The sequence below is a fragment of the Pseudomonas sp. CCOS 191 genome (genome assembly GCF_001007005.1).
Taxonomy (GTDB): domain Bacteria; phylum Pseudomonadota; class Gammaproteobacteria; order Pseudomonadales; family Pseudomonadaceae; genus Aquipseudomonas; species Aquipseudomonas soli.
In genome coordinates this window covers 493,283-513,288 of record NZ_LN847264.1, presented here as the reverse complement: position 1 = coordinate 513,288, position 20,006 = coordinate 493,283, and the positions used below count along the sequence as shown (strand labels likewise).

Sequence of the window (20,006 nt, the reverse complement as noted above, 5' to 3'; positions counted from 1 at the left end):
AATGGCCAAAATCACTCGAAGCTGATTGCCTGATGCCTAGAGAGAGCCCCCAATGGCCCGCCTGCCCACCGCGATCAATCTACACAAAGCCTCCAAGACCCTCACCCTCACCTACGCCCCCGGCGAGGTCTACCACCTGCCCGCCGAGTTCCTGCGCGTGCACTCGCCCTCCGCCGAAGTCCAGGGCCACGGCAATCCCATCCTGCAATTCGGCAAGATCAACGTCGGCCTCAGCGGTCTGGAACCAGCCGGTCAATATGCACTGAAACTGACCTTCGACGACGGCCATGACTCAGGATTGTTCACCTGGGAATACCTCGAGCAGCTGTGCCTGCGCCAGGAGCAGCTATGGGCCGACTACCTCGACGAATTGCACAAGGCCGGCAAATCCCGCGACCCGTCCGAATCGGTGGTGAAATTGATGCTCTAGCTCAAGCCCCACAAGCTTTAGAGCGCATTTTCTAATCTCATCTGCTTGAATGCCTGGATGACTGCCAAAGATTGGCTGTCTTGCGCATTACACGAAAGTCGGGTAACCAATGGAGCTGGCAAGTTCCCTGCATCGCCTCCGGGCAGGCAGGGCCAGGCCGGTATGTAGAGGTCGCGAGCGAAAGCAGGTTGTCTTCACACGCAGAAACCCCCGCAGCTCATCATCGGCACGCATCCGGTCGCAGCACCGCTGTTCCTTATCACTGGTCACCCGAGTAGCAGTACCGGGCTGTCACAGCACACCGGTACTCGTCTCAGGACAACGGAGCGTCGTAGATGAGTAACAAGAACAACGATGAGTTGCAGCGGCAGGCCTCGGAAAACACCCTGGGGCTGAACCCGGTCATCGGCATTCGCCGCAAGGATCTACTTACATCGGCGCGCACGGTGTTGCGCCAGGCCATGCGCCAGCCCTTGCACAGCGCCAAGCACGTGGCGCACTTCGGCCTGGAGCTGAAGAACGTCCTGCTGGGCAAGTCGGCGCTGCAGCCGGAAGGCGACGACCGTCGCTTCAGCGACCCGGCGTGGAGCAAGAACCCCCTTTATCGCCGCTACCTGCAGACTTACCTGGCCTGGCGCAAGGAACTCAACGACTGGATCAGCGAGAGCGACCTGTCGCCGCAGGACATCAGCCGCGGGCAGTTCGTCATCAACCTGGTGACCGAGGCCATGGCGCCCACCAACACCCTCTCCAACCCGGCTGCAGTCAAACGCTTCTTCGAGACCGGCGGCAAGAGCCTGCTCGACGGGTTGTCCAACCTGGCCAAGGACATCGTCAACAACGGCGGCATGCCCAGCCAGGTGAACATGGAGGCCTTCGAGGTCGGCAAGAACCTCGGCACCAGCGAAGGCGCGGTGGTGTACCGCAACGATGTGCTGGAGCTGATCCAGTACAGCCCCATCACCGAGCAGGTGCACAGCCGCCCGCTGCTGGTGGTGCCGCCGCAGATCAACAAGTTCTACGTCTTCGACCTGAGCCCGGAAAAGAGCCTGGCGCGCTTCTGCCTGCGCTCGCAGCAACAGACTTTCATCGTCAGCTGGCGCAACCCGACCAAGGCCCAGCGCGAGTGGGGCCTGTCCACCTACATCGACGCACTCAAGGAAGCCGTCGACGCGGTGCTGGCGATCACCGGCAGCAAGGACCTGAACATGCTCGGTGCCTGCTCCGGCGGCATCACCTGCACCGCGCTGGTGGGCCACTACGCCGCACTCGGTGAGAAGAAGGTCAATGCCCTGACCCTGCTGGTGAGCGTGCTCGACACCACCGTCGACACCCAGGTGGCATTGTTCGTCGATGAGCAGACCTTGGAAGCGGCCAAGCGCCACTCCTACCAGTCCGGCGTGCTCGAAGGCAGCGACATGGCCAAGGTGTTCGCCTGGATGCGCCCCAACGACCTGATCTGGAACTACTGGGTCAACAACTACCTGCTCGGCAATGAGCCGCCGGTGTTCGACATCCTGTTCTGGAACAACGACACCACCCGGCTGCCGGCCGCCTTCCACGGCGACCTGATCGAGATGTTCAAGAACAACCCGCTGATCCGCTCCAACGCCCTCGAGGTGTGCGGCACGGCCATCGACCTGAAGCAGGTCGACTGCGACATCTACAGCGTTGCCGGCACCGCCGACCACATCACGCCCTGGCAGTCGTGCTACCGCTCGGCGCACCTGTTCGGCGGCAAGATCGAGTTCGTGCTGTCCAACAGTGGCCATATCCAGAGCATTCTCAACCCCCCGGGCAACCCCAAGGCGCGCTTCATGACCGGCGAGGATCGCCCGGACGACCCGGTGGCCTGGCAGGAGAACGCGGTCAAGCACGCCGACTCCTGGTGGCTGCACTGGCAGGCCTGGCTGGGTGAGCGCGCCGGCGAACTCAAGAAGGCACCTACACGCCTGGGTAACCGCGCCTATACCGCGGGCGAGGCCGCACCGGGAACATACGTGCACGAGCGTTGAGCCGAACCGCCGTGGTGCGCCTGGTGGCGCAGCGCGGCGCTACTTTCACCACAGAGTCACGCGCATGCCGCAACCGTATATCTTCAGGACCGTCGAGCTGGACGACCAGTCCATCCGCACTGCGGTCCGCCCGGGCAAGCCACACCTGACGCCGCTGCTGATATTCAACGGCATCGGCGCCAACCTCGAGCTGGTGTTTCCATTCATCGAGGCCCTGGACCCGGACCTGGAGGTCATCGCCTTCGACGTGCCCGGGGTGGGCGGCTCGTCCACGCCCCGTCACCCCTACCGTTTTCCCGGCCTGGCCAAGCTGACCGCAAGGATGCTCGACTACCTGAACTACGGCCAGGTCAACGTCATCGGCGTGTCCTGGGGCGGCGCCCTGGCCCAGCAGTTCGCCCACGACTACCCCGAACGCTGCAAGAAACTGGTGCTGGCCGCCACCGCCGCCGGCGCGGTGATGGTACCGGGCAAGCCCAAGGTGTTGTGGATGATGGCCAGCCCACGGCGCTACGTGCAGCCCTCCCATGTCATCCGCATCGCGCCGCTGATCTATGGCGGCGGCTTTCGCCGGGATCCGGACCTGGCCATGCACCATGCCTCGAAGGTGCGTTCGGGCGGCAAGCTGGGCTACTACTGGCAGCTGTTCGCCGGGCTCGGCTGGACCAGCATCCACTGGCTGCACAAGATCCACCAGCCCACCCTGGTGCTGGCCGGCGACGACGATCCGCTGATCCCGCTGATCAACATGCGCCTGCTGGCCTGGCGGATTCCCAATGCCCAGCTACACATAATCGATGATGGCCACCTGTTCCTGATCACCCGGGCCGAGGCCGTCGCCCCGATCATCATGAAATTCCTCGAGCAAGAACGCCAACGCGCGGTCATGCACCCTCGGCCAGCGGCACGGGGGTAGGAAGGCTTTTTATTGCGTCAGCACGGGCCTTTGCGGGCACTCCCAGGCAGGCGATGCGAGCCTGCAGGAGTAGCTTTATCCGCACCAAGGCCAACGCGGAAATGGATCTGACGAAGGAGTGTTGGCATGAAGGACAAACCGGCCAGAGGATCGACACCGGTCCCCGCCACGAGCATGAACGTGCAGAACGCCATCACCGGCCTGCGCGGTCGCGACCTGTTCTCGACCCTGCGCCAGGTCGGCCGGATCGGCCTGCGCAATCCGCTGCACACCGCGCATCACCTGCTGAGCCTGGGTGGCCAGCTGGGGCGCGTGCTGATCGGCGACAGCCCCTACCAGCCCCACCCGAGGGACGCCCGCTTCAGCGACCCGACCTGGAGCCAGAACCCGTTCTACCGCCGCGGCCTGCAGGCCTACCTTGCCTGGCAGAAGCAGACGCGCCTGTGGATCGAGGAAAGCAGCCTGGCCGACGACGACCGCGCCCGGGCGCAGTTCCTGTTCAACCTGGTCAGCGACGCCTTCGCGCCCAGCAATTCATTGCTCAACCCGCTGGCGGTCAAGGAACTGTTCAACACCGGCGGCCTGAGCCTTCTGCGCGGTGTCAGCCACCTGCTCGACGACCTGCGCCACAACGACGGTCTGCCACGGCAGGTGGACGAACGGGCCTTCGAGGTCGGCGGCAACCTGGCAGCCACACCGGGCGCAGTGGTGTTTCGCAACGAACTGCTGGAGCTGATCCAGTACAAGCCCATGAGCGAGAAACAGTACGCCCGACCGCTGCTAGTGGTGCCGCCGCAGATCAACAAGTTCTACATCTTCGACCTGGGCCCGACCAACAGCTTCGTCCAGTACATGCTCAAGCAGGGCCTGCAGGTATTCATGGTCAGCTGGCGCAACCCCGACCCACGCCACCGCGAGTGGGGCCTGTCCAGCTATGTGCAGGCCCTGGAGGAGGCGCTCAACGCTTGTCGCAGCATCAGCGGCAGCCGCGACCCCAACCTGATGGGCGCCTGTGCCGGCGGCCTGACCATGGCCGCGCTGCAGGGCCACCTGCAGGCGAAGAAGCAGCTGCGCAAGGTGCGTAGTGCCACCTACCTGGTGAGCCTGCTCGACAGCCAGTTCGACAGCCCAGCCAGCCTGTTCGCCGACGAGCAGACCATCGAGGCGGCCAAGCGCCGTTCCTACCAGCGCGGCGTGCTGGACGGCGGCGAGGTGGCACGGATCTTCGCCTGGATGCGCCCCAACGACCTGATCTGGAACTACTGGGTCAACAACTACCTGATGGGCAAGACGCCGCCGGCCTTCGACATCCTCTACTGGAACGCCGACAGCACGCGCCTGCCGGCCGCGCTGCACGGCGACCTGCTGGATTTCTTCAAGCTCAACCCGCTGACCTTCCCCGAAGGCCTGGAGGTGTGCGGTACCCCGATCGACCTCACGCAGGTCGGGCTGGACAGCTTCACCGTGGCCGGCAGCAACGACCACATCACCCCCTGGGACGCGGTGTACCGCTCGGCCCTGCTGCTCGGCGGCGAGCGGCGCTTCATCCTGGCCAACAGCGGCCATATCCAGAGCATCATCAACCCGCCCGGCAACCCCAAGGCCTACTACCTGGAAAACCCCAAGCTCTCCAGCGACCCGCGGGCCTGGTTCCACGACGCCCAACGCCGCGACGGCAGCTGGTGGCCCCTGTGGCTGGAATGGATAGAGCAGCGCTCCGGCACGCTCAGGACGCCACGCGACGAGCTGGGCAACACCACTTATCCACCGCTAGCCCCCGCGCCCGGCAGCTACGTACTGGCACGCTGACCGGATGAAGACCCGCGACCGTATCCTCGAATGTGCCTTGCAGCTGTTCAATCGCCAGGGCGAACCCAACGTCTCGACCCTGGAGATCGCCAACGAGCTGGGGATCAGCCCAGGCAACCTGTACTACCACTTCCACGGCAAGGAGCCGTTGGTGATCGGCCTGTTCGAGCGTTTCGAAGAGCAACTGATGCCACTGCTCGACCCGCCGCTGGACGTACGCCTGGATGCCGAGGACTACTGGCTGTTCCTGCACCTGATCGTCGAACGCATGGCCCAGTACCGTTTCCTGTTCCAGGACCTGTCCAACCTGACCGGGCGCCTGCCCAAGCTGGCGCGAGGCATGCGCAGCTTGATCAACGCCCTCAAGCGCACCCTGGCCGCGCTGCTGGCCAGCCTCAAGGGCCAGGGCCAGGTGACCAGCGAGACCCAGGCACTGGGGCAGTTGGTGGAGCAGATCACCCTGACCCTGATGTGCTCGCTTGATTATCAGCGCGTGCTTGGCCGCGAGGGCGATGTCGGCGTGGTGGTGTACCAGGTGATGATGCTGGTGGCGCCGCATCTGCAGGCCCCGGCGCGCATGGCGGCGGAGCAGTTGGCAATGAGGTACCTGGAAGGCTGAAACGATCGCGGGGCAAGCCCGCTGCCACGAGTCCTGTGCAGGTTTCGTGGCAGCGGGCTTGCCCCGCGATCAGTGCGACCCGATATCAGGCCTGGGTGGCCGCGTTCACCGGTGCCGACGGGGTGCTGCTGGCCGGCGCCGCGCTCGGTGCCGGGGCTGCGGTAGCGGCAGGCGCCGGTGCGGCGGGCTTGGCTGCCGCAGGTTTGGCCGGCGCCGCTTTCTTCACGGCCGGTTTCTTGGCGGCTGCCGGTTTGGCAGCAGGCTTGGCCGCTACAGGCTTGGCCGCAGCCTTGACCGCAGGCTTGGCCGCAGCGGTTTTCGCCGCAGGTTTTGCCGCAGCGGTCTTGGCCGCAGGCTTGGCGGCCGCCTTGGCCAATGGCTTGGCGGCCGTCTTGCTGGCGCTGGCCTTGGAGATCGGGGTGACCGAGGCACCGGTCAGTTTCTCGATCTGCTTGGTCAGCGAATCGACCTGCTGGTGCAGGGCCTTGATCTCATTGCGGCTGGGCACGCCCAGGCGCGAGATGGCGCTGTTCAGGCGCTTGTCGAAGGCTTCCTCCAGCTCGCTCCACTTGCCCAGCGCACGATCCTTCACGCCCGACACTCGCGAGTTGGTCGAAGACTTGGCGCTTTCGGCCACGTCTTCGGCGGTCTTCTTCGCCTGTTTCTCGGCTTTCTCGCCGTCCTTCACCAGCGAATCGAACAGCTTCGGACCGTCCTGGTCGACCTTGGAGTAGATACCCAGGCCAGCCAACCAGATCTTGCGGGAGTACTTCTCGATTCCGCCGATCCAGGAGCTGCCTTCTTTCTCGGTGTTCTTCTTGCCAGCCATCCTGCTCTCCTTATGGTTTGTGCGCGACGCGCTCGAGCAGCTCGTGCAGCTGTTCAAGCTTGATGGACAACGCCTCAACGTCATGTTTAGACGGAATGCCGAGGCGATTCAAGGCGCGACCGACACGGGCGTCGAAGGCGCGTTCGATTTTGTCCAGCTGCGCCTCGACCCGACCGGGCACGCGGGTGACTTCCTGGGTGGCTTCGTCGATCTGGGTATTGGCGGCTTCGACAGCCTTGTCGAGGCGTTTCTTGCCGCGCTTCTCGACGCCTTCGCCGGCTTTCACCAGCTCCTTGAAGTAGTCGGAGCCTTCCTGACCGACACGGGCGTAGGCACCGATGCCCGCCAGCCAGATCTTGCGGGCGTAGCCCCGCACCTCGCCCAGCGTGCTGCCTTGGGCGTCGTCTTTCTGCTTGAGATTCACTTTGGCCATGCTCTGCACCTCATGCTCATTTAAGGGAGGGAGGAACTGCCCGGGGTGGTAGGGCTTGAGCGTGAAGGTAGGCGGAAAAATTAGAATCCTCACCCTAAGGTGCAGGCCTTTCAAGGTGCTCGACGTTAGTGTTGCAGCATCTTTGAGATCGAGCGCCGCCCGCGCGGCGCATCGCGGATAAATCCGCTCCTACATCTGTTGCAACGTACCGCACCTGTCAGGCCATGGTTTCCAGCCTTGGCGCAGGGCTTGAGGCAGGTGGGGCGGCAGCAATGCCCACAGTAACATCGCGTCGAGTGCACATGGCTTACAACTATGGCCTATCAGGCATGGTCACGTTGCAACAGATGTAGGAGCGGATTTATCCGCGATGCGCCGCGCGGGCGGCGCTCGATAGTCAGGGCAGCACAAACCTCTCGCCATGAACGTCCTTCAGGCCAGCGCCTTGTCCAGCGCCCGCTCGATCTCGCCCTTGATGGTGCCGCTCATCATCGACAGCATCATGCCCAGCTTGAGCTCGACGCGGATGGTGTCCTCACCGATATGCACACTGCCGTTGGCGCCGCTGCGCTTCACATCGACGCGATCACCGTTCCAGCTGGCCTTGAGGTCGTATTCGCGGGTCAGCTTGTCCACCAGCGCCTCGGCCTTGGCGCGGGCGGCTTCACGGCCGAGGGTGTGTTTGCGTTCGACGCTGATCTGGGTCATGCGGGTGATCCTGGATATGAAGACATAATCGCCATTATGCCCGCCCCCTTTGCATGACACACCCCGCCAAGACAAATCCGCCCGTAGCCCCTAGAATGGCCGTAATTTTTTTCTGGTGAAGCGATATGACCGACCAGCGCAAAGGCGACCACGCCGAACCCACCACCCACTTCGGCTACCAGGACGTTCCCGAGAGCCAGAAGGCGAAGAAAGTCGCCGAGGTGTTCCACTCGGTGGCCGCCAAGTACGACCTGATGAACGACGTGCTCTCCGGCGGCATGCACCGCCTGTGGAAGCGCTTCACCATCGAGCTGTCCGGGGTGCGCAGCGGCAACCGCGTGCTGGACATTGCCGGTGGCACGGGCGATCTGGCCGCCAAGTTCTCGCGCCTGGTCGGCCCGACCGGGCAGGTGGTGCTGGCCGACATCAACGAATCGATGCTCAAGGTCGGCCGCGACCGCCTGCTCGACCGCGGCGTGTCGGGCAATATCGAATTCGTCCAGGCCGACGCTGAAAAGCTGCCGTTCCCGGACAACCACTTCGACTGCGTGACCATCGCTTTCGGCCTGCGCAACGTGACGCACAAGGATGCGGCCATCCGCTCCATGCTGCGCGTGCTCAAGCCCGGTGGCCGCCTGTTGATCCTGGAATTTTCCAAGCCGACCAACAAGCTGATGTCCAAGGCCTACGACGCCTACTCGTTCGCCTTCATGCCGCTGGCCGGCAAGCTCATCACCAACGACTCGGAAAGCTACCGTTACCTGGCCGAGTCGATCCGCATGCACCCCGACCAGGAAACGCTCAAGAGCATGATGGTCGAGGCCGGCTTCGACCGCGTCACCTACCACAACATGACCAGCGGTATCGTCGCCGTGCACCGGGGGATCAAGCCCTGATGCTCCTGGCCGGCCTGCTCGCCAGCGTCGAGCACGGGCTCAACCGTGTCCTGCGCCTGGACAGCACCGCCCTCCCGCGCCTGGCGGCGCTGGAAGGCAAGGTGATCGAGATCGACTGCGTGCAGCCGGCCCTGAAGCTGTTCGTGCTGCCCGACGAGGAAGGCCTGATGCTTGCCGCCCACTGGGAAAGCGAGGTCGACTGCACCCTGCGCGCCCCCGCCGGGCGCCTGGCACAGCTGGCGCTGGCCAAAGACAAGACCGCCGTGCTGCACAGCCCCCAGGTCGAGCTGCATGGCGACAGCGCCGTGCTGCTCGACCTGTTCGGCATCCTGCAGGACCTGGAACTGGACTGGGAACACGAGCTGCAGCGTTGGCTGGGGCCGGTCCCCACCGCGCTGATCGCCGGCCACCTGCGCCTGCGCGCGCGCTGGTCCCGCCAAGGCCTGGCCCGCTTCGGCGAGAATCTCTCCGAGTACCTGGCCGAGGAATCGCGTACCCTGGTCGGCAAACGCGAAGCCGAAGCGGCATTCAGCGAACTCGATGCGCTGAAGGTCGATATCGAACGCCTCGAGGCACGCCTGCGCCGCCTCGCCCACACTCTTGATACCAGCGATAACGCATGAAGCTGCTCGCCGTCCGCCGTCTGTTGCGCATCCAGCGCGTCGTGATCCGCTACCGCCTCGATGACCTGCTGTTCGAACAACCCCTGCTGCCCTGGTGGCTGGCCAGCCTGCGCCTGCTGATGCCCTGGCGCTGGTTGCCGCGCAAGCCCCTGGAGCTGAGCCGCGGCGCACGCCTGCGCCTGGCGCTGCAGGACCTGGGGCCGATCTTCATCAAGTTCGGCCAGTTGCTCTCCACCCGCCGCGACCTGCTGCCCACCGACATCGCCGACGAGCTGATGCTGCTGCAGGACCGCGTGCCGCCGTTCGACCCGCAGCATGCCGTGGCGCTGATCGAAGCACAGCTCGGCGCCAAGGTAGGCGAGGTATTCAGCCGTTTCGACGTCGAGCCGCTGGCCTCGGCTTCGGTGGCCCAGGTACACGCCGCACGCCTGAAGAGCGGCGAGGAAGTGGTGGTCAAGGTGGTGCGCCCGGGCCTGAAACCGGTCATCGCCCAGGACCTGGCCTGGCTGTTCCTGATCGCCAAGGCCGCCGAGCGCGCCTCGGCCGATGCCCGTCGCCTGCACCCGGTGGAAATCGTCGGCGACTACGAAAAGACCATCTACGACGAGCTCGACCTGCTGCGCGAGGCCGCCAACGCCAGCCAGCTGCGGCGCAACTTCGAAGGCTCCGAGCTGATGTACGTGCCCCAGGTCTACTGGGACTTCTGCCGGCCCAAGGTACTGGTGATGGAGCGCATCTACGGCGTGCCGGTCACCGACATGGCGACGCTGGCCGACCAGCGCACCGACATGAAGATGCTGGCCGAGCGCGGCGTCGAGGTATTCTTCACCCAGGTGTTCCGCGACAGTTTCTTCCACGCCGACATGCACCCGGGCAATATCTTCGTCAGCACGGTCAAGCCGTGGAGCCCGCAATACATCGCCATCGACTGCGGTATCGTCGGCAGCCTCACCGCCGAGGACCAGGACTACCTGGCCCGCAACCTGATCGCCTTCTTCAAGCGCGACTACCGCCGCGTGGCCCAGCTACACATCGATTCGGGCTGGGTACCGGCGCAGACCAAGGTCAACGAGTTCGAAGCGGCGATCCGCACGGTGTGCGAGCCGATCTTCGAAAAGCCGCTCAAGGATATCTCCTTCGGCCAGGTGCTGATGCGCCTGTTCCAGACGGCCCGACGCTTCAACATGGAAGTCCAGCCACAACTGGTGCTGCTGCAGAAGACCCTGCTCAATATCGAAGGCCTGGGTCGCCAGCTCTACCCCGACCTGGACCTGTGGAGCACCGCCAAGCCCTTCCTCGAGCGCTGGATGCGCGAGCGCATGAGCCCGAAGGCGGTAATCGGCAACCTCTACAGCCAGGCCGAGCAGCTGCCGCACCTGGCCGACATGACCCGCGACCTGCTCGAACGCCTGTCGCAACCGCACCTGCACGACCCGCAACTGCCCGAGCGGCGCCGCGCCGGCGACAACTGGGCGCTGCGCCTGCTCGGTGCCGGCCTGCTCGGCGGTGGCGCCACCCTGGCGGCCGGCGCGGTCAGCCTCAGCGCCCCGGCCGCCTGGCCCGCGTGGTTGATGCTGGCAGCGGGCCTGTACCTGATCGTGCGCCGATAGCCAGCCGCGCCGCCGGCTGGCACACTAGCGCACAGGGGCCCGGTACGGGAGCGGGCCCGGTTTGGAGTCGACGATGAAAGACTGGCTGGACGAGATCAAGTGGAACAGCGATGGCCTGGTACCGGCGATCGCCCAGGACCACAAGACCGGGCGCGTGCTGATGATGGCCTGGATGAACCGTGAATCCCTCGCCCTGACCGCCGCCGAGCATCGCGCCATCTATTGGTCGCGCTCGCGGGGCAAGCTATGGCGCAAGGGCGAAGAGTCGGGCCATGTGCAGAAGCTGCACGAAATGCGCCTGGACTGCGACGCCGACGTGATCATCCTGATGGTCGAGCAACTGGGCCATATCGCCTGCCATACCGGCCGCGAAAGCTGCTTCTATCGCGTGTTCGAAGACGGCCAGTGGAAAATCGTCGATCCGGTCCTCAAGGATCCGGACGCCATCTATAGCGCAGGGCATTGACATGAGCGACACGCTAGACCGCCTCGCCGAGGTGCTGGAAGAACGCAAGCACGCGGCGCCCGACAGCAGCTACGTCGCCAGCCTGCATCACAAGGGCCTGAACAAGATCCTCGAGAAGCTCGGCGAAGAGTCCATCGAGACCATCATCGCTGCCAAGGATGCCGCCGTCAGCAAGGATTACAGCGATGTCATCTACGAGACCGCAGACCTGTGGTTTCATAGCCTGGTCATGCTCAGCGCGCTGGGCCAACATCCGCAGGCGGTGCTCGACGAACTGGAGCGCCGCTTCGGCCTTTCCGGCCATGACGAGAAGGCCGCCCGTCAGCCCCAGGCCTGACCGCGCATATTTACAGGAACGGGCTTGCCCCGCGATAGCGCCGGTTCCGGCTGACATACATTTTTCAGGAGTACGAAATGGGTATTTTTGACTGGAAACACTGGATCGTCCTGCTGGTCGTCGTGGTGCTGGTGTTCGGCACCAAGAAACTGAAGAACTTTGGCAGCGACCTGGGCGAATCGATCAAGGGCTTCCGCAAGGCCATGAACGAAGAAGAAGCCAAGCCGGCCGAGCAGACCCCACCGCCGGCGCAACCTGTTCCGCCGGTGCAGAACACCGCGCAGCAGGCCCAGGGCCACACCATCGAAGGCCAGGCCCAGCCGGTTCAAGAGCCGCAGCGGAAAGACTGACCCATGTTCGGTATCAGTTTCAGCGAGCTGCTGCTCGTCGGCCTGGTCGCCCTGCTGGTGCTCGGCCCCGAGCGCCTGCCGGGGGCCGCACGCACTGCCGGGCTATGGATCGGCCGCCTCAAGCGCAGCTTCAACGCGATCAAGATGGAAGTCGAGCGCGAGATCGGCGCCGACGACATCCGCCGCCAGCTGCACAACGAGCACATCCTGCAGATGGAGCAGGAGGCCAAGCGCATCCTCAATCCGCTGGCGCCGCCCACACAGCCGCCGGCAAACGCTGAAACGCCTGCCGCACCTGCCGCCGACGCAGTACCCGCGCAGCCGGCCGCAGCAACACCCTCCGAACCGCCACAACCGCCGCGAGCCCCATGAGCGAGAATCCGGAAACCGACCAGCCGATGCCGCTGGTCTCGCACCTGACCGAGCTGCGCGCACGCCTGCTGCGCTGCGTCGCCGCCATCTTCCTGATCTTCGCCGGGCTGTTCTCCTTCGCCCAGCAGATCTACACCCTGGTCTCGGCACCGCTGCGCGAGCACTTGCCGGCCAACGCGACAATGATCGCCACCGACGTGGCCTCGCCGTTCCTGACGCCGTTCAAGTTGACCATGATCGTCTCGCTGTTCCTGGCGATCCCGTTCATCCTCCAGCAGATCTGGGGTTTCATTGCCCCCGGCCTGTACCGCCATGAAAAGCGCATCGCCATCCCGCTGTTGGTGTCGAGCATCTTCCTGTTCTACGCCGGCATGGCCTTCGCCTATTTCCTGGTGTTCCCTCTGATCTTCGGCTTCTTCGCCAGCGCCACGCCCGAAGGCGTGTCGATGATGACCGACATCTCCAGCTACCTCGACTTCGTCATGACCCTGTTCTTCGCTTTTGGGGTCGCTTTCGAAATCCCGGTGGCGGTAGTGCTACTGGTGTGGATTGGCGTAGTCGACGTGCAGTACCTGAAGAAGATCCGCCCGTACGTGATCATCGGCTGTTTCGTGGTCGGCATGATCCTCACCCCACCGGACATCTTCTCCCAGACCCTCCTGGCCGTGCCGATGTGGATGCTGTTCGAGGTCGGCGTGCTGTGCGGCAGCCTGATCCGCAAGCGCAGCCATGAGCCGGACGAAGCGAACAACGACCACAACGACCAGCCGCCTGCGACCCAACCGTGAACCTTTTGCTTCTTGAAGAGGCCGACTTCGTGTCGGCCGACCGTGTTGTCCTGGCTGATCGCCGCTTTACCCACATGCAGGAGATCCATCGCGTGGCGGTGGGCGACAGCCTGCGCGTCGGGCGCATCGGCGGGCTGATGGGCAAGGCCGAGGTCATCCGCCTCGAAGGCCACGAAGCCGAACTGCGGGTGGACTTCGACCAGCCCCCGCCGGCCAAACTGCCACTGACACTGGTGCTGGCCGTGCCACGGCCGAAGATGCTGCGCCGGCTGTTCCAGACGGTCGCCACCCTGGGCGTGCCACGGCTGATCCTGGTCAACAGCTACAAGGTCGAGAAGAGCTTCTGGCAGACGCCGTTCCTCCAGCCCGAGACTATCCGCGAAAACCTCATTCTCGGTCTGGAGCAAGCCCGTGACACGGTGCTGCCGGAGGTGATCATCGAGAAGCGCTTCAAGCCCTTCGTCGAAGACCGCCTGCCCGCCATCGCCGCCGACACCCTCGGCCTGGTCGGGCATCCTGGCCACTACCCCGCTTGCCCACGGGCCGTTGAAGGCCCGGTAACCCTGGCGATCGGCCCGGAGGGCGGCTGGATTCCCTATGAAATCGAGCTGCTGGGCAAGGCTGGCCTTGCGCCCGTGCAATTGGGGGATAGGATCCTACGCGTGGAGACGGCCGTAACGGCCTTGCTTTCGCGAATTTTCTGACGTGCAAGTCAGCTTTTTATCATCAAGTTTCCCCGCCGTGCGCCGATGCCCTGTGCAACAAAACAATAATCCGCACTGCCACGCGCCGGGGAGTCGTCTATGTACCGTTGGTTTGCCCAGTCACTGGGAAATGTAAGCGTCAATCGCAAGTTGGGGATCGGCTTCGGCCTGGTGTTGCTGCTCACCCTCGGCATCACCTTCACCGGTTGGCTGGGCATCGACAGCGTCACCAGCCGTGGCGATAAGCTCGGCAACATCTCGGTGATCCACCAGTACACCCAGGACCTGCGCCTCGCCCGCCTGGCCTACGAACGCAGCCGTGATGACGCCTCCGTGGCCGAGCTGGAGAAGGCCCTGGCCAATCTCGAGCGCCAGGTGCAGTTCATGCTCGGGCAGATCGAAATCCCCGCCGACCGCCAGCGCCTGGACAAGCAACAGGACGCCGTACGCCAGTACCAGCAAGCCTTCGCCGAGCTCAGACAGGCCGGCCAGCGCCGCGAGGCCAGCCGGGGCACTCTTGGCGACAGCGCCGACAAGGCTGCCGAACTGATCGGCAAGGTCCAGCAGCGCCTGCTGCAGGGCGGCGATATCCAGCAGTACCAGGAGGCTGTGCAAGTCGCGGCGCTGCTGCAGCAGGCACGCTTCCAGGTGCGTGGCTACACCTATAGCGGCAAGGCCGAATTCCAGCAGACCGCGCTCACTGCCATCGACCAGGCCCTGACCGTGCTCAAGGCCCTGCCCGCCAGGCTCCCGGCCGAGTTCGCCGCCAGCCTGGACGATGCCGCCAGCGCGCTAGCCGCCTACCGCGACGCGGTGAACCAGTTCGGCAATGCCCAGGCCGCCAGCGAGCAAGCGCTGACGCGCATGTCCGCACAGGGCCAGGTGCTGCTGGACGCCAGCCAGGCAATGACCGTTTCGCAAACAACCGTGCGCGACCAGGGCACCCAGCAGGCCAAGACCCTGCTGGCCGGTGCCACGGTGCTGGCCTTGCTGCTGGGCGTGCTCGCCGCGTTCGCCATTACCCGGCAGATCATCGTACCCCTGCGCCAGACCCTCGCCGCCGCAGAACGCGTGGCCGGTGGCGACCTGCGCCAGGACCTCAAGGCCGACCGGCGCGACGAGCTGGGCCAATTGCAGGCCAGCATGCAGCGCATGACCCAAAGCCTGCGCGAACTGATCGGCGGCATCGGCGACGGGGTGACGCAAATCGCCAGTGCTGCCGAGGAACTGTCGGCGGTCACCGAGCAGACCAGCGCCGGGGTCAACAACCAGAAGGTCGAGACCGACCAGGTCGCCACCGCCATGAACGAGATGGCCGCCACCGTCCAGGAAGTGGCGCGTAACGCCGAACAGGCCTCGGAAGCGGCACTGATGGCCGACCAGCAGGCCCGCGAAGGTGACAAGGTGGTGGGCGAGGCGATCAGCCAGATCGAGCGCCTGGCCAGCGAAGTGGTCAACTCCAGCGAAGCGATGAACCAGCTAAAGGCCGAGAGCGACAAGATCGGCAGTGTGCTCGATGTGATCAAGTCGGTGGCCCAGCAGACCAACCTGCTGGCCCTCAACGCCGCCATCGAGGCGGCCCGTGCCGGCGAGGCAGGCCGTGGCTTCGCCGTGGTCGCCGACGAAGTGCGCAGCCTGGCCCAGCGCACCCAGCAGTCCACCGAAGAGATCGAGGAGCTGATTGCCAGCCTGCAGAACGGCACCGAGCGCGTGGCCGGCGTCATGGACAGCAGCCGCGCCCTCACCGACAGCAGCGTGGAACTGACGCGCCGCGCCGGCGATTCGCTGGGCACTATCACCCGCACGGTGTCGTCGATCCAATCGATGAACCAGCAGATCGCCACCGCCGCCGAGCAACAGAGCGCCGTGGCCGAGGAGATCAACCGCAGCGTGATGAACGTGCGCGATATCTCTGACCAGACCTCCGCGGCCAGTGAGGAGACGGCAAGTTCCAGTGTCGAGCTGGCGCGCCTGGGGACTCACCTGCAGGGTCTGGTAGGACGTTTTAGGCTCTAGACTGCGGCTTGCGGGCTGTAGGCTTTGCCCTTCAGCTCGCAAGGACTTTTCCTACACTATTTACAGGTCCAGTCCGACGGACTCCCTGCCGATGAGCAAGGGTCATAGCGGCAACATACCGCTATGGCCATTTCTCAATTGGACGGAGACCTGCCATGTTCGGATACCTTGACCGTCAGCTGGGCAACCTCGGCGTCGGGCTCAAGCTCGCCCTCGGTTTCGCCGTGGTGTTGCTGCTCACCCTGGCCACCACGCTCAGCGGCTGGAGTGCGCTGGACGGTGCCATCGAGCGCTCGGAGCAGCTCGGCGACATCGGCCAACTCAACGACTTGACCCGCGACCTGCGCGCCGAACGCATCACTTACCGGGTGCTTGCCGACGACGTCAGCAAGACCCGCATCGCGACCATCCTGGAGCAGTTGCACGACCGCCTGACCCTGCTGCAACAACGCAGCGGCGTCGATTCGTCGCGGCAGATGCTGAACCAGAAACTGCAGCTGCTGCAGCGCCTGAAGGCCGATTTCGCCATCCTGCAAGGCACCGTGGACAGCCGCGAAGGCTTGCGTGCGGCGATGCAGGCGCAGGTTGGCGTGCTCGAAGCCGTGATCGACGAGCTGCAGACCCAGGCCTTGCTCAAGCTGCCCGGCGATGGCCAGCAAGGCAGCGTAGTCGGGCTTATGGATACCCTGGGCCGCCATATCGAGTCCGCTAGCCAGCAAAGCCAGGTGCCGGCCTATACCTACTCGCCCCAGGACAATTTCGCCAGCATGGGCGATGCCGCGCTGCAGGCGGCGAACGTCAGCCTGGGGCAGTTGCTGCGGGCCATTGCTCCACTGGAACTGCCCGCCACATTGACCCAGCGGCCACAGGTGGAGTTGGACCGCTACCGCGACACCCTGCGCCAATACCGCGAGGCCGCGCTCAAGGTTGAGCAACTGCAGGACGGCATGGAGAAAATGGGCGACGAACTGCAGGCCGTGAGCCGCGAACTGAGCGAGCGCAAGGTCGAGCAGCGCGACAACGAGGCCCTGGCCGACCGTTCGTTACTGACCAGCGTGGCCGTGTTGGCGCTGGTGTTCGGCATCCTGGCCGCCTGGCTGATCACCCGGCAGGTCACCCAACCTCTGCGTCAGGTGCTGTCCCAGGCCGCACGTATCGCCCAAGGCGATCTCAGCCAGGTACAGACGGTGCACCGCCGTGACGAGATGGGCCAGCTGCAAACCAGCATGCGCGAGATGACCTTGAGCCTGCGCGAACTGCTCGGCGGCATTGATCAGGGCGTCGGCCAGCTGTCCAAGGCAGCGGCAGAGCTGGCCTGCGCCAGCGTGGATACGCGCGAGCGCATCAGCCAGCAGCGCGAAGAGACCGATCAGGTGGCCACGGCCATGAACCAGATGAGCGCCACGGTACAGGAAGTCGCGCAGAACGCCGAACAGGCCTCGCTGGCGGCAACCACCGCCGACCACCAGGCACAGCTGGGCGACCAGGTGGTGGCCGAAGCCATCGCCCGCATCGAGCAACTGGCAAGCCAGATGGATCGCTGCCTCACCGCGATGGGCCACCTGGCCGGTGAAAGCCAGCGCATCGGTTCGATCCTAGATGTGATCAAGTCGGTTTCCGAGCAGACCAACCTCCTGGCGCTGAACGCCGCTATCGAGGCAGCCCGGGCGGGGGAAGCAGGGCGTGGCTTCGCCGTGGTGGCCGACGAAGTACGCGGCCTGGCCCAACGCACGCAGCAGTCGACCGAGGAAATCGAGCTGCTGATCGACAGCCTGCACCGTGGTACCGACGAAGTCACCGGTCTGCTCGACGACAGCAAGAGCCTGACCGGGCAGAGTGTCGAGCTCAGCCGCAAGGCGGGTGCCGCGCTGGGGCAGATCACCGAAACGGTATCGAGCATCCAGGGCATGAACCAACAGATCGCCACCGCCAGCGAGCAGCAGAGCGTGGTTGCCGAGCAGATCAACCGCAGCGTGATCAATGTGCGCGATGTGTCGGACCAGACCAGTGCGGCCAGTGAGCAGACCGCTGCTTCAAGCGGGGAACTGGAGCACTTGGGGCAGCAGTTGAGGGGCATGGTGGGGCGGTTCAGCCTTTAGGCCTTCCGGCCGTGCGTTCAAATCTCCAGCCCCGGGCTTTGGCTTTGGCTTTGGCTTTGGCGATCAGAAGGTTCCCCCACAGCCCACTAGCGACAGCTGCGTCAGCCCAGGCGCCGCCCGTAACTTCGCGACTTCAGGAGGCCGAACGCAGGCCTTGCGGAGGGAGGTGACGGGCATGGATGCCCGTCAAGCGCTGCGCCCCAGGATGGGGCGTTCAGCGCGGTCCTCCCGGGAGCAAGGCCGGAGTGAGGGAACCCGGAGCGAAGCGGAGGGCCGGATGAATGGAGCGCAGCGTTTTTTGGTTACTTTTTGTCGCGTTTGACAAAAAGTGACTCGCCGTAAGGGCGAAAAGGTGACTATGCGTCATTATAGCAAATGAATGCGCTTACAACTGTGGAAACCCACGCCGATCGCATTTGACTTTGACTTTGACTTTGACTTTGACTTTGACTTTGACTTACACAGCGTATGTTTTGAAAGTTATATGCGCATTCATTCGCCATGTCGACGCACAGTCACCTTTTCGCCTTTATGGCGACCTCCTTTTCTCTTGGGAAAAGGAGGCAAAACCGTTCGGCTCCGTTCATCCGGCCCCTACGCTTCGCTCCGGGGTCCCCTCACTCCGGGCTCGCTCCGGGAGGACGCGCCGACGGGCCATCCATGGCCTGATCGGCGCTTGACGGGCATCCATGCCCGTCACCTCCCTGCGCAAGCCCTCCGTTCGGCCTCCTGAAGTCGCAATTGGTGGCGCCTGAACTATCGCGCGCTTAGAAGCAAGATCAAGAGCAGATCAAGAGCAGATCAAGAGCAGATATGTTGGTTTTGTTAGGGCATGTTATGCACAGCGACAAGCATGAATGGAAAGTCGCCTGCCCGGGACTCAGCGCGGGCTCGCTCGACCTGTCATTTTTGCTAGTTTACCGACCTCCGGGGCCTGGACGATACTCCGTGAAGGATTCTCCTTTCATGACCGGAGTGTGGCAGGTGACTAAAAAACACGCGTCCTATACAAAGGACTCCATTTTCGCGTTGGGTAGTCCACCGCATACTCGGCGATATGCCCTGGCCCAATCCAAACTTCTGGCGACCGACTTATCCAAATCCATACTGCTGACCGCCCAGGGCGCAGTCCAGCAAAACAACGCCTATTCACCCTATGGTGAACTGCGCCCCGGTTGCGCGCGAAACCTGCTGGCTTATAACGGCGAATACCTGGAGCAGGCAGGCCTTTATCTGCTGGGACATGGCAACCGTGTCTACAGTCCCAGGCTCATGCGTTTTTTGTCTCCGGATCGGACCGGCGTGTTTTTACAGCGAAACTACAATGCCTATGCCTATTGCAACGGCGACCCGATCAATTATAGCGATCCATCTGGAAACGTTCGGTCCCTGAAGCAACGCGCTCTAGATACAATCCTCACTTCACATGCAGACAGCTCTATAGCTGTCGCAGAGATAACAAAAAAGAGACTTGACGCTAGAACCACCGAAATCGGCAAACTCTCTAGGAAATTAACATCCATTGAAAACTCAAAAAAGGAACTCGAAGACATACTGTCGATATCGACACAATACCAAACCAAAAAAATAACTAGCCAAACAGCAGGGGAATCACTACAACGACTAATGCCCTTTACGGACTTGAACGGGGATGCGCATAGAAAAATCCTTAACCTCAGCCCAGAAGATATAAAAAAACATACCGAAACCATCAAAAATAAAACTTTAGAAGCTAAAAAAACACGCCAACAAATAGCTGACCTCCAACCCTTGCTGGAGATTGAGGCAATTGTATATCTCGATGCTGTGCGCACCGCGCAAGAGGCTGTGAACGCTATTGATCGTCAGTACTGGAAATCAGGATATGAAAACTACCGCATACGGCAGTAGCCCTTGTTAAAGCTTCACAGGGTTCGTGGGAGCGGTGTTGCACCGCCCCCATACCGTTGCTGCAAAGCGGCCATTAGCGGGCATGAGCAGCTGCTC

20 protein-coding genes and 1 pseudogene are annotated in these 20,006 nt (G+C 63.6%); 18 read left to right on the top strand and 3 right to left on the bottom strand.

Features of this window, described 5'->3' with window-relative positions:
• Nucleotides 1–52: 52 nt before the first annotated feature.
• The 5 genes from CCOS191_RS02415 (at nt 53) to CCOS191_RS02395 (ending at nt 5,789) form a co-directional block, all read left to right on the top strand.
• The gene (locus CCOS191_RS02415; RefSeq protein ID WP_046853917.1) at nt 53–430 is read left to right on the top strand and encodes a gamma-butyrobetaine hydroxylase-like domain-containing protein; all 378 of its coding nucleotides are present in this window, start codon (nt 53–55) and stop codon (nt 428–430) included.
• Between the two features lie 335 nt (nt 431–765).
• Nucleotides 766–2,445, top strand: a complete 1,680-nt coding sequence (gene phaC / locus CCOS191_RS02410) for a class II poly(R)-hydroxyalkanoic acid synthase (protein WP_046853916.1) — start codon at nt 766–768, stop codon at nt 2,443–2,445.
• Between the two features lie 64 nt (nt 2,446–2,509).
• On the top strand, nt 2,510–3,361 hold the full coding sequence (phaZ, locus tag CCOS191_RS02405) for a poly(3-hydroxyalkanoate) depolymerase (RefSeq protein ID WP_046853915.1): 852 nt from the start codon (nt 2,510–2,512) through the stop codon (nt 3,359–3,361).
• 126 nt (nt 3,362–3,487) lie between these two features.
• Nucleotides 3,488–5,170 carry a class II poly(R)-hydroxyalkanoic acid synthase gene (gene phaC, locus CCOS191_RS02400; protein WP_046853914.1) on the top strand — a complete coding sequence of 561 codons (1,683 nt, stop codon included), beginning with the start codon at nt 3,488–3,490 and terminating at the stop codon, nt 5,168–5,170.
• A 4-nt stretch (nt 5,171–5,174) separates the two neighbouring features.
• The gene (locus CCOS191_RS02395; protein ID WP_046853913.1) at nt 5,175–5,789 is read left to right on the top strand and encodes a TetR/AcrR family transcriptional regulator; all 615 of its coding nucleotides are present in this window, start codon (nt 5,175–5,177) and stop codon (nt 5,787–5,789) included.
• Between the two features lie 85 nt (nt 5,790–5,874).
• Here CCOS191_RS02395 and CCOS191_RS02390 read toward each other — a convergent pair whose 3' ends face one another.
• From CCOS191_RS02390 to CCOS191_RS02380, 3 genes are all read right to left on the bottom strand, one after another.
• Nucleotides 5,875–6,618, bottom strand: coding sequence for a phasin family protein (locus CCOS191_RS02390; RefSeq protein WP_046853912.1), 744 nt, complete (start codon nt 6,616–6,618; stop codon nt 5,875–5,877).
• A 10-nt stretch (nt 6,619–6,628) separates the two neighbouring features.
• On the bottom strand, nt 6,629–7,051 hold the full coding sequence (locus tag CCOS191_RS02385; RefSeq protein WP_023632554.1) for a phasin family protein: 423 nt from the start codon (nt 7,049–7,051) through the stop codon (nt 6,629–6,631).
• A 432-nt stretch (nt 7,052–7,483) separates the two neighbouring features.
• Nucleotides 7,484–7,759, bottom strand: coding sequence for a polyhydroxyalkanoic acid system family protein (locus CCOS191_RS02380; protein ID WP_023632555.1), 276 nt, complete (start codon nt 7,757–7,759; stop codon nt 7,484–7,486).
• A gap of 125 nt (nt 7,760–7,884) precedes the next feature.
• Between CCOS191_RS02380 and ubiE the strand changes: the two genes are divergently transcribed.
• The 13 genes and pseudogenes from ubiE to CCOS191_RS26955 all read left to right on the top strand — a co-directional run bounded on the left by ubiE (nt 7,885) and on the right by CCOS191_RS26955 (nt 19,910).
• Nucleotides 7,885–8,655 (top strand): bifunctional demethylmenaquinone methyltransferase/2-methoxy-6-polyprenyl-1,4-benzoquinol methylase UbiE, encoded by a 771-nt coding sequence (ubiE, locus tag CCOS191_RS02375; RefSeq protein WP_023632556.1) that lies wholly within the window; start codon nt 7,885–7,887, stop codon nt 8,653–8,655.
• The gene (locus CCOS191_RS02370; RefSeq protein ID WP_046853911.1) at nt 8,655–9,278 is read left to right on the top strand and encodes a ubiquinone biosynthesis accessory factor UbiJ; all 624 of its coding nucleotides are present in this window, start codon (nt 8,655–8,657) and stop codon (nt 9,276–9,278) included. The genes ubiE and CCOS191_RS02370 overlap by 1 nt, the downstream gene beginning before the upstream one ends.
• The gene (gene ubiB / locus CCOS191_RS02365; protein ID WP_038706931.1) at nt 9,275–10,888 is read left to right on the top strand and encodes a ubiquinone biosynthesis regulatory protein kinase UbiB; all 1,614 of its coding nucleotides are present in this window, start codon (nt 9,275–9,277) and stop codon (nt 10,886–10,888) included. The genes CCOS191_RS02370 and ubiB overlap by 4 nt, the downstream gene beginning before the upstream one ends.
• A gap of 73 nt (nt 10,889–10,961) precedes the next feature.
• Nucleotides 10,962–11,354, top strand: coding sequence for a phosphoribosyl-AMP cyclohydrolase (gene hisI, locus CCOS191_RS02360; protein ID WP_023632585.1), 393 nt, complete (start codon nt 10,962–10,964; stop codon nt 11,352–11,354).
• 1 nt (nt 11,355) lies between these two features.
• The gene (locus CCOS191_RS02355) at nt 11,356–11,691 is read left to right on the top strand and encodes a phosphoribosyl-ATP diphosphatase (RefSeq protein ID WP_023632586.1); all 336 of its coding nucleotides are present in this window, start codon (nt 11,356–11,358) and stop codon (nt 11,689–11,691) included.
• 77 nt (nt 11,692–11,768) lie between these two features.
• Complete coding sequence (locus CCOS191_RS02350) at nt 11,769–12,041, top strand: twin-arginine translocase TatA/TatE family subunit (RefSeq protein ID WP_046853910.1); 273 nt, start codon at nt 11,769–11,771, stop codon at nt 12,039–12,041.
• 3 nt (nt 12,042–12,044) lie between these two features.
• On the top strand, nt 12,045–12,413 hold the full coding sequence (gene tatB, locus CCOS191_RS02345; protein ID WP_046853909.1) for a Sec-independent protein translocase protein TatB: 369 nt from the start codon (nt 12,045–12,047) through the stop codon (nt 12,411–12,413).
• Entirely contained in the window at nt 12,410–13,201 is a 792-nt protein-coding gene (gene tatC, locus CCOS191_RS02340; protein ID WP_046853908.1) for a twin-arginine translocase subunit TatC, read from the top strand. The genes tatB and tatC overlap by 4 nt, the downstream gene beginning before the upstream one ends.
• Nucleotides 13,198–13,905 (top strand): 16S rRNA (uracil(1498)-N(3))-methyltransferase, encoded by a 708-nt coding sequence (locus CCOS191_RS02335; RefSeq protein WP_046853907.1) that lies wholly within the window; start codon nt 13,198–13,200, stop codon nt 13,903–13,905. Before tatC ends, CCOS191_RS02335 begins: the two co-directional genes overlap by 4 nt.
• A gap of 99 nt (nt 13,906–14,004) precedes the next feature.
• Complete coding sequence (locus tag CCOS191_RS02330) at nt 14,005–15,921, top strand: HAMP domain-containing methyl-accepting chemotaxis protein (protein WP_046853906.1); 1,917 nt, start codon at nt 14,005–14,007, stop codon at nt 15,919–15,921.
• Between the two features lie 155 nt (nt 15,922–16,076).
• Nucleotides 16,077–17,165, top strand: a pseudogene (locus CCOS191_RS28635) (methyl-accepting chemotaxis protein); the annotation flags it as partial.
• Nucleotides 17,148–18,020 (top strand): methyl-accepting chemotaxis protein, encoded by an 873-nt coding sequence (locus CCOS191_RS28630; protein ID WP_371918101.1) that lies wholly within the window; start codon nt 17,148–17,150, stop codon nt 18,018–18,020. The pseudogene CCOS191_RS28635 and the gene CCOS191_RS28630, both read left to right, overlap by 18 nt.
• 966 nt (nt 18,021–18,986) lie before the next feature.
• Nucleotides 18,987–19,910, top strand: a complete 924-nt coding sequence (locus CCOS191_RS26955) for an RHS repeat-associated core domain-containing protein (RefSeq protein WP_172670866.1) — start codon at nt 18,987–18,989, stop codon at nt 19,908–19,910.
• Nucleotides 19,911–20,006 lie beyond the last annotated feature (96 nt).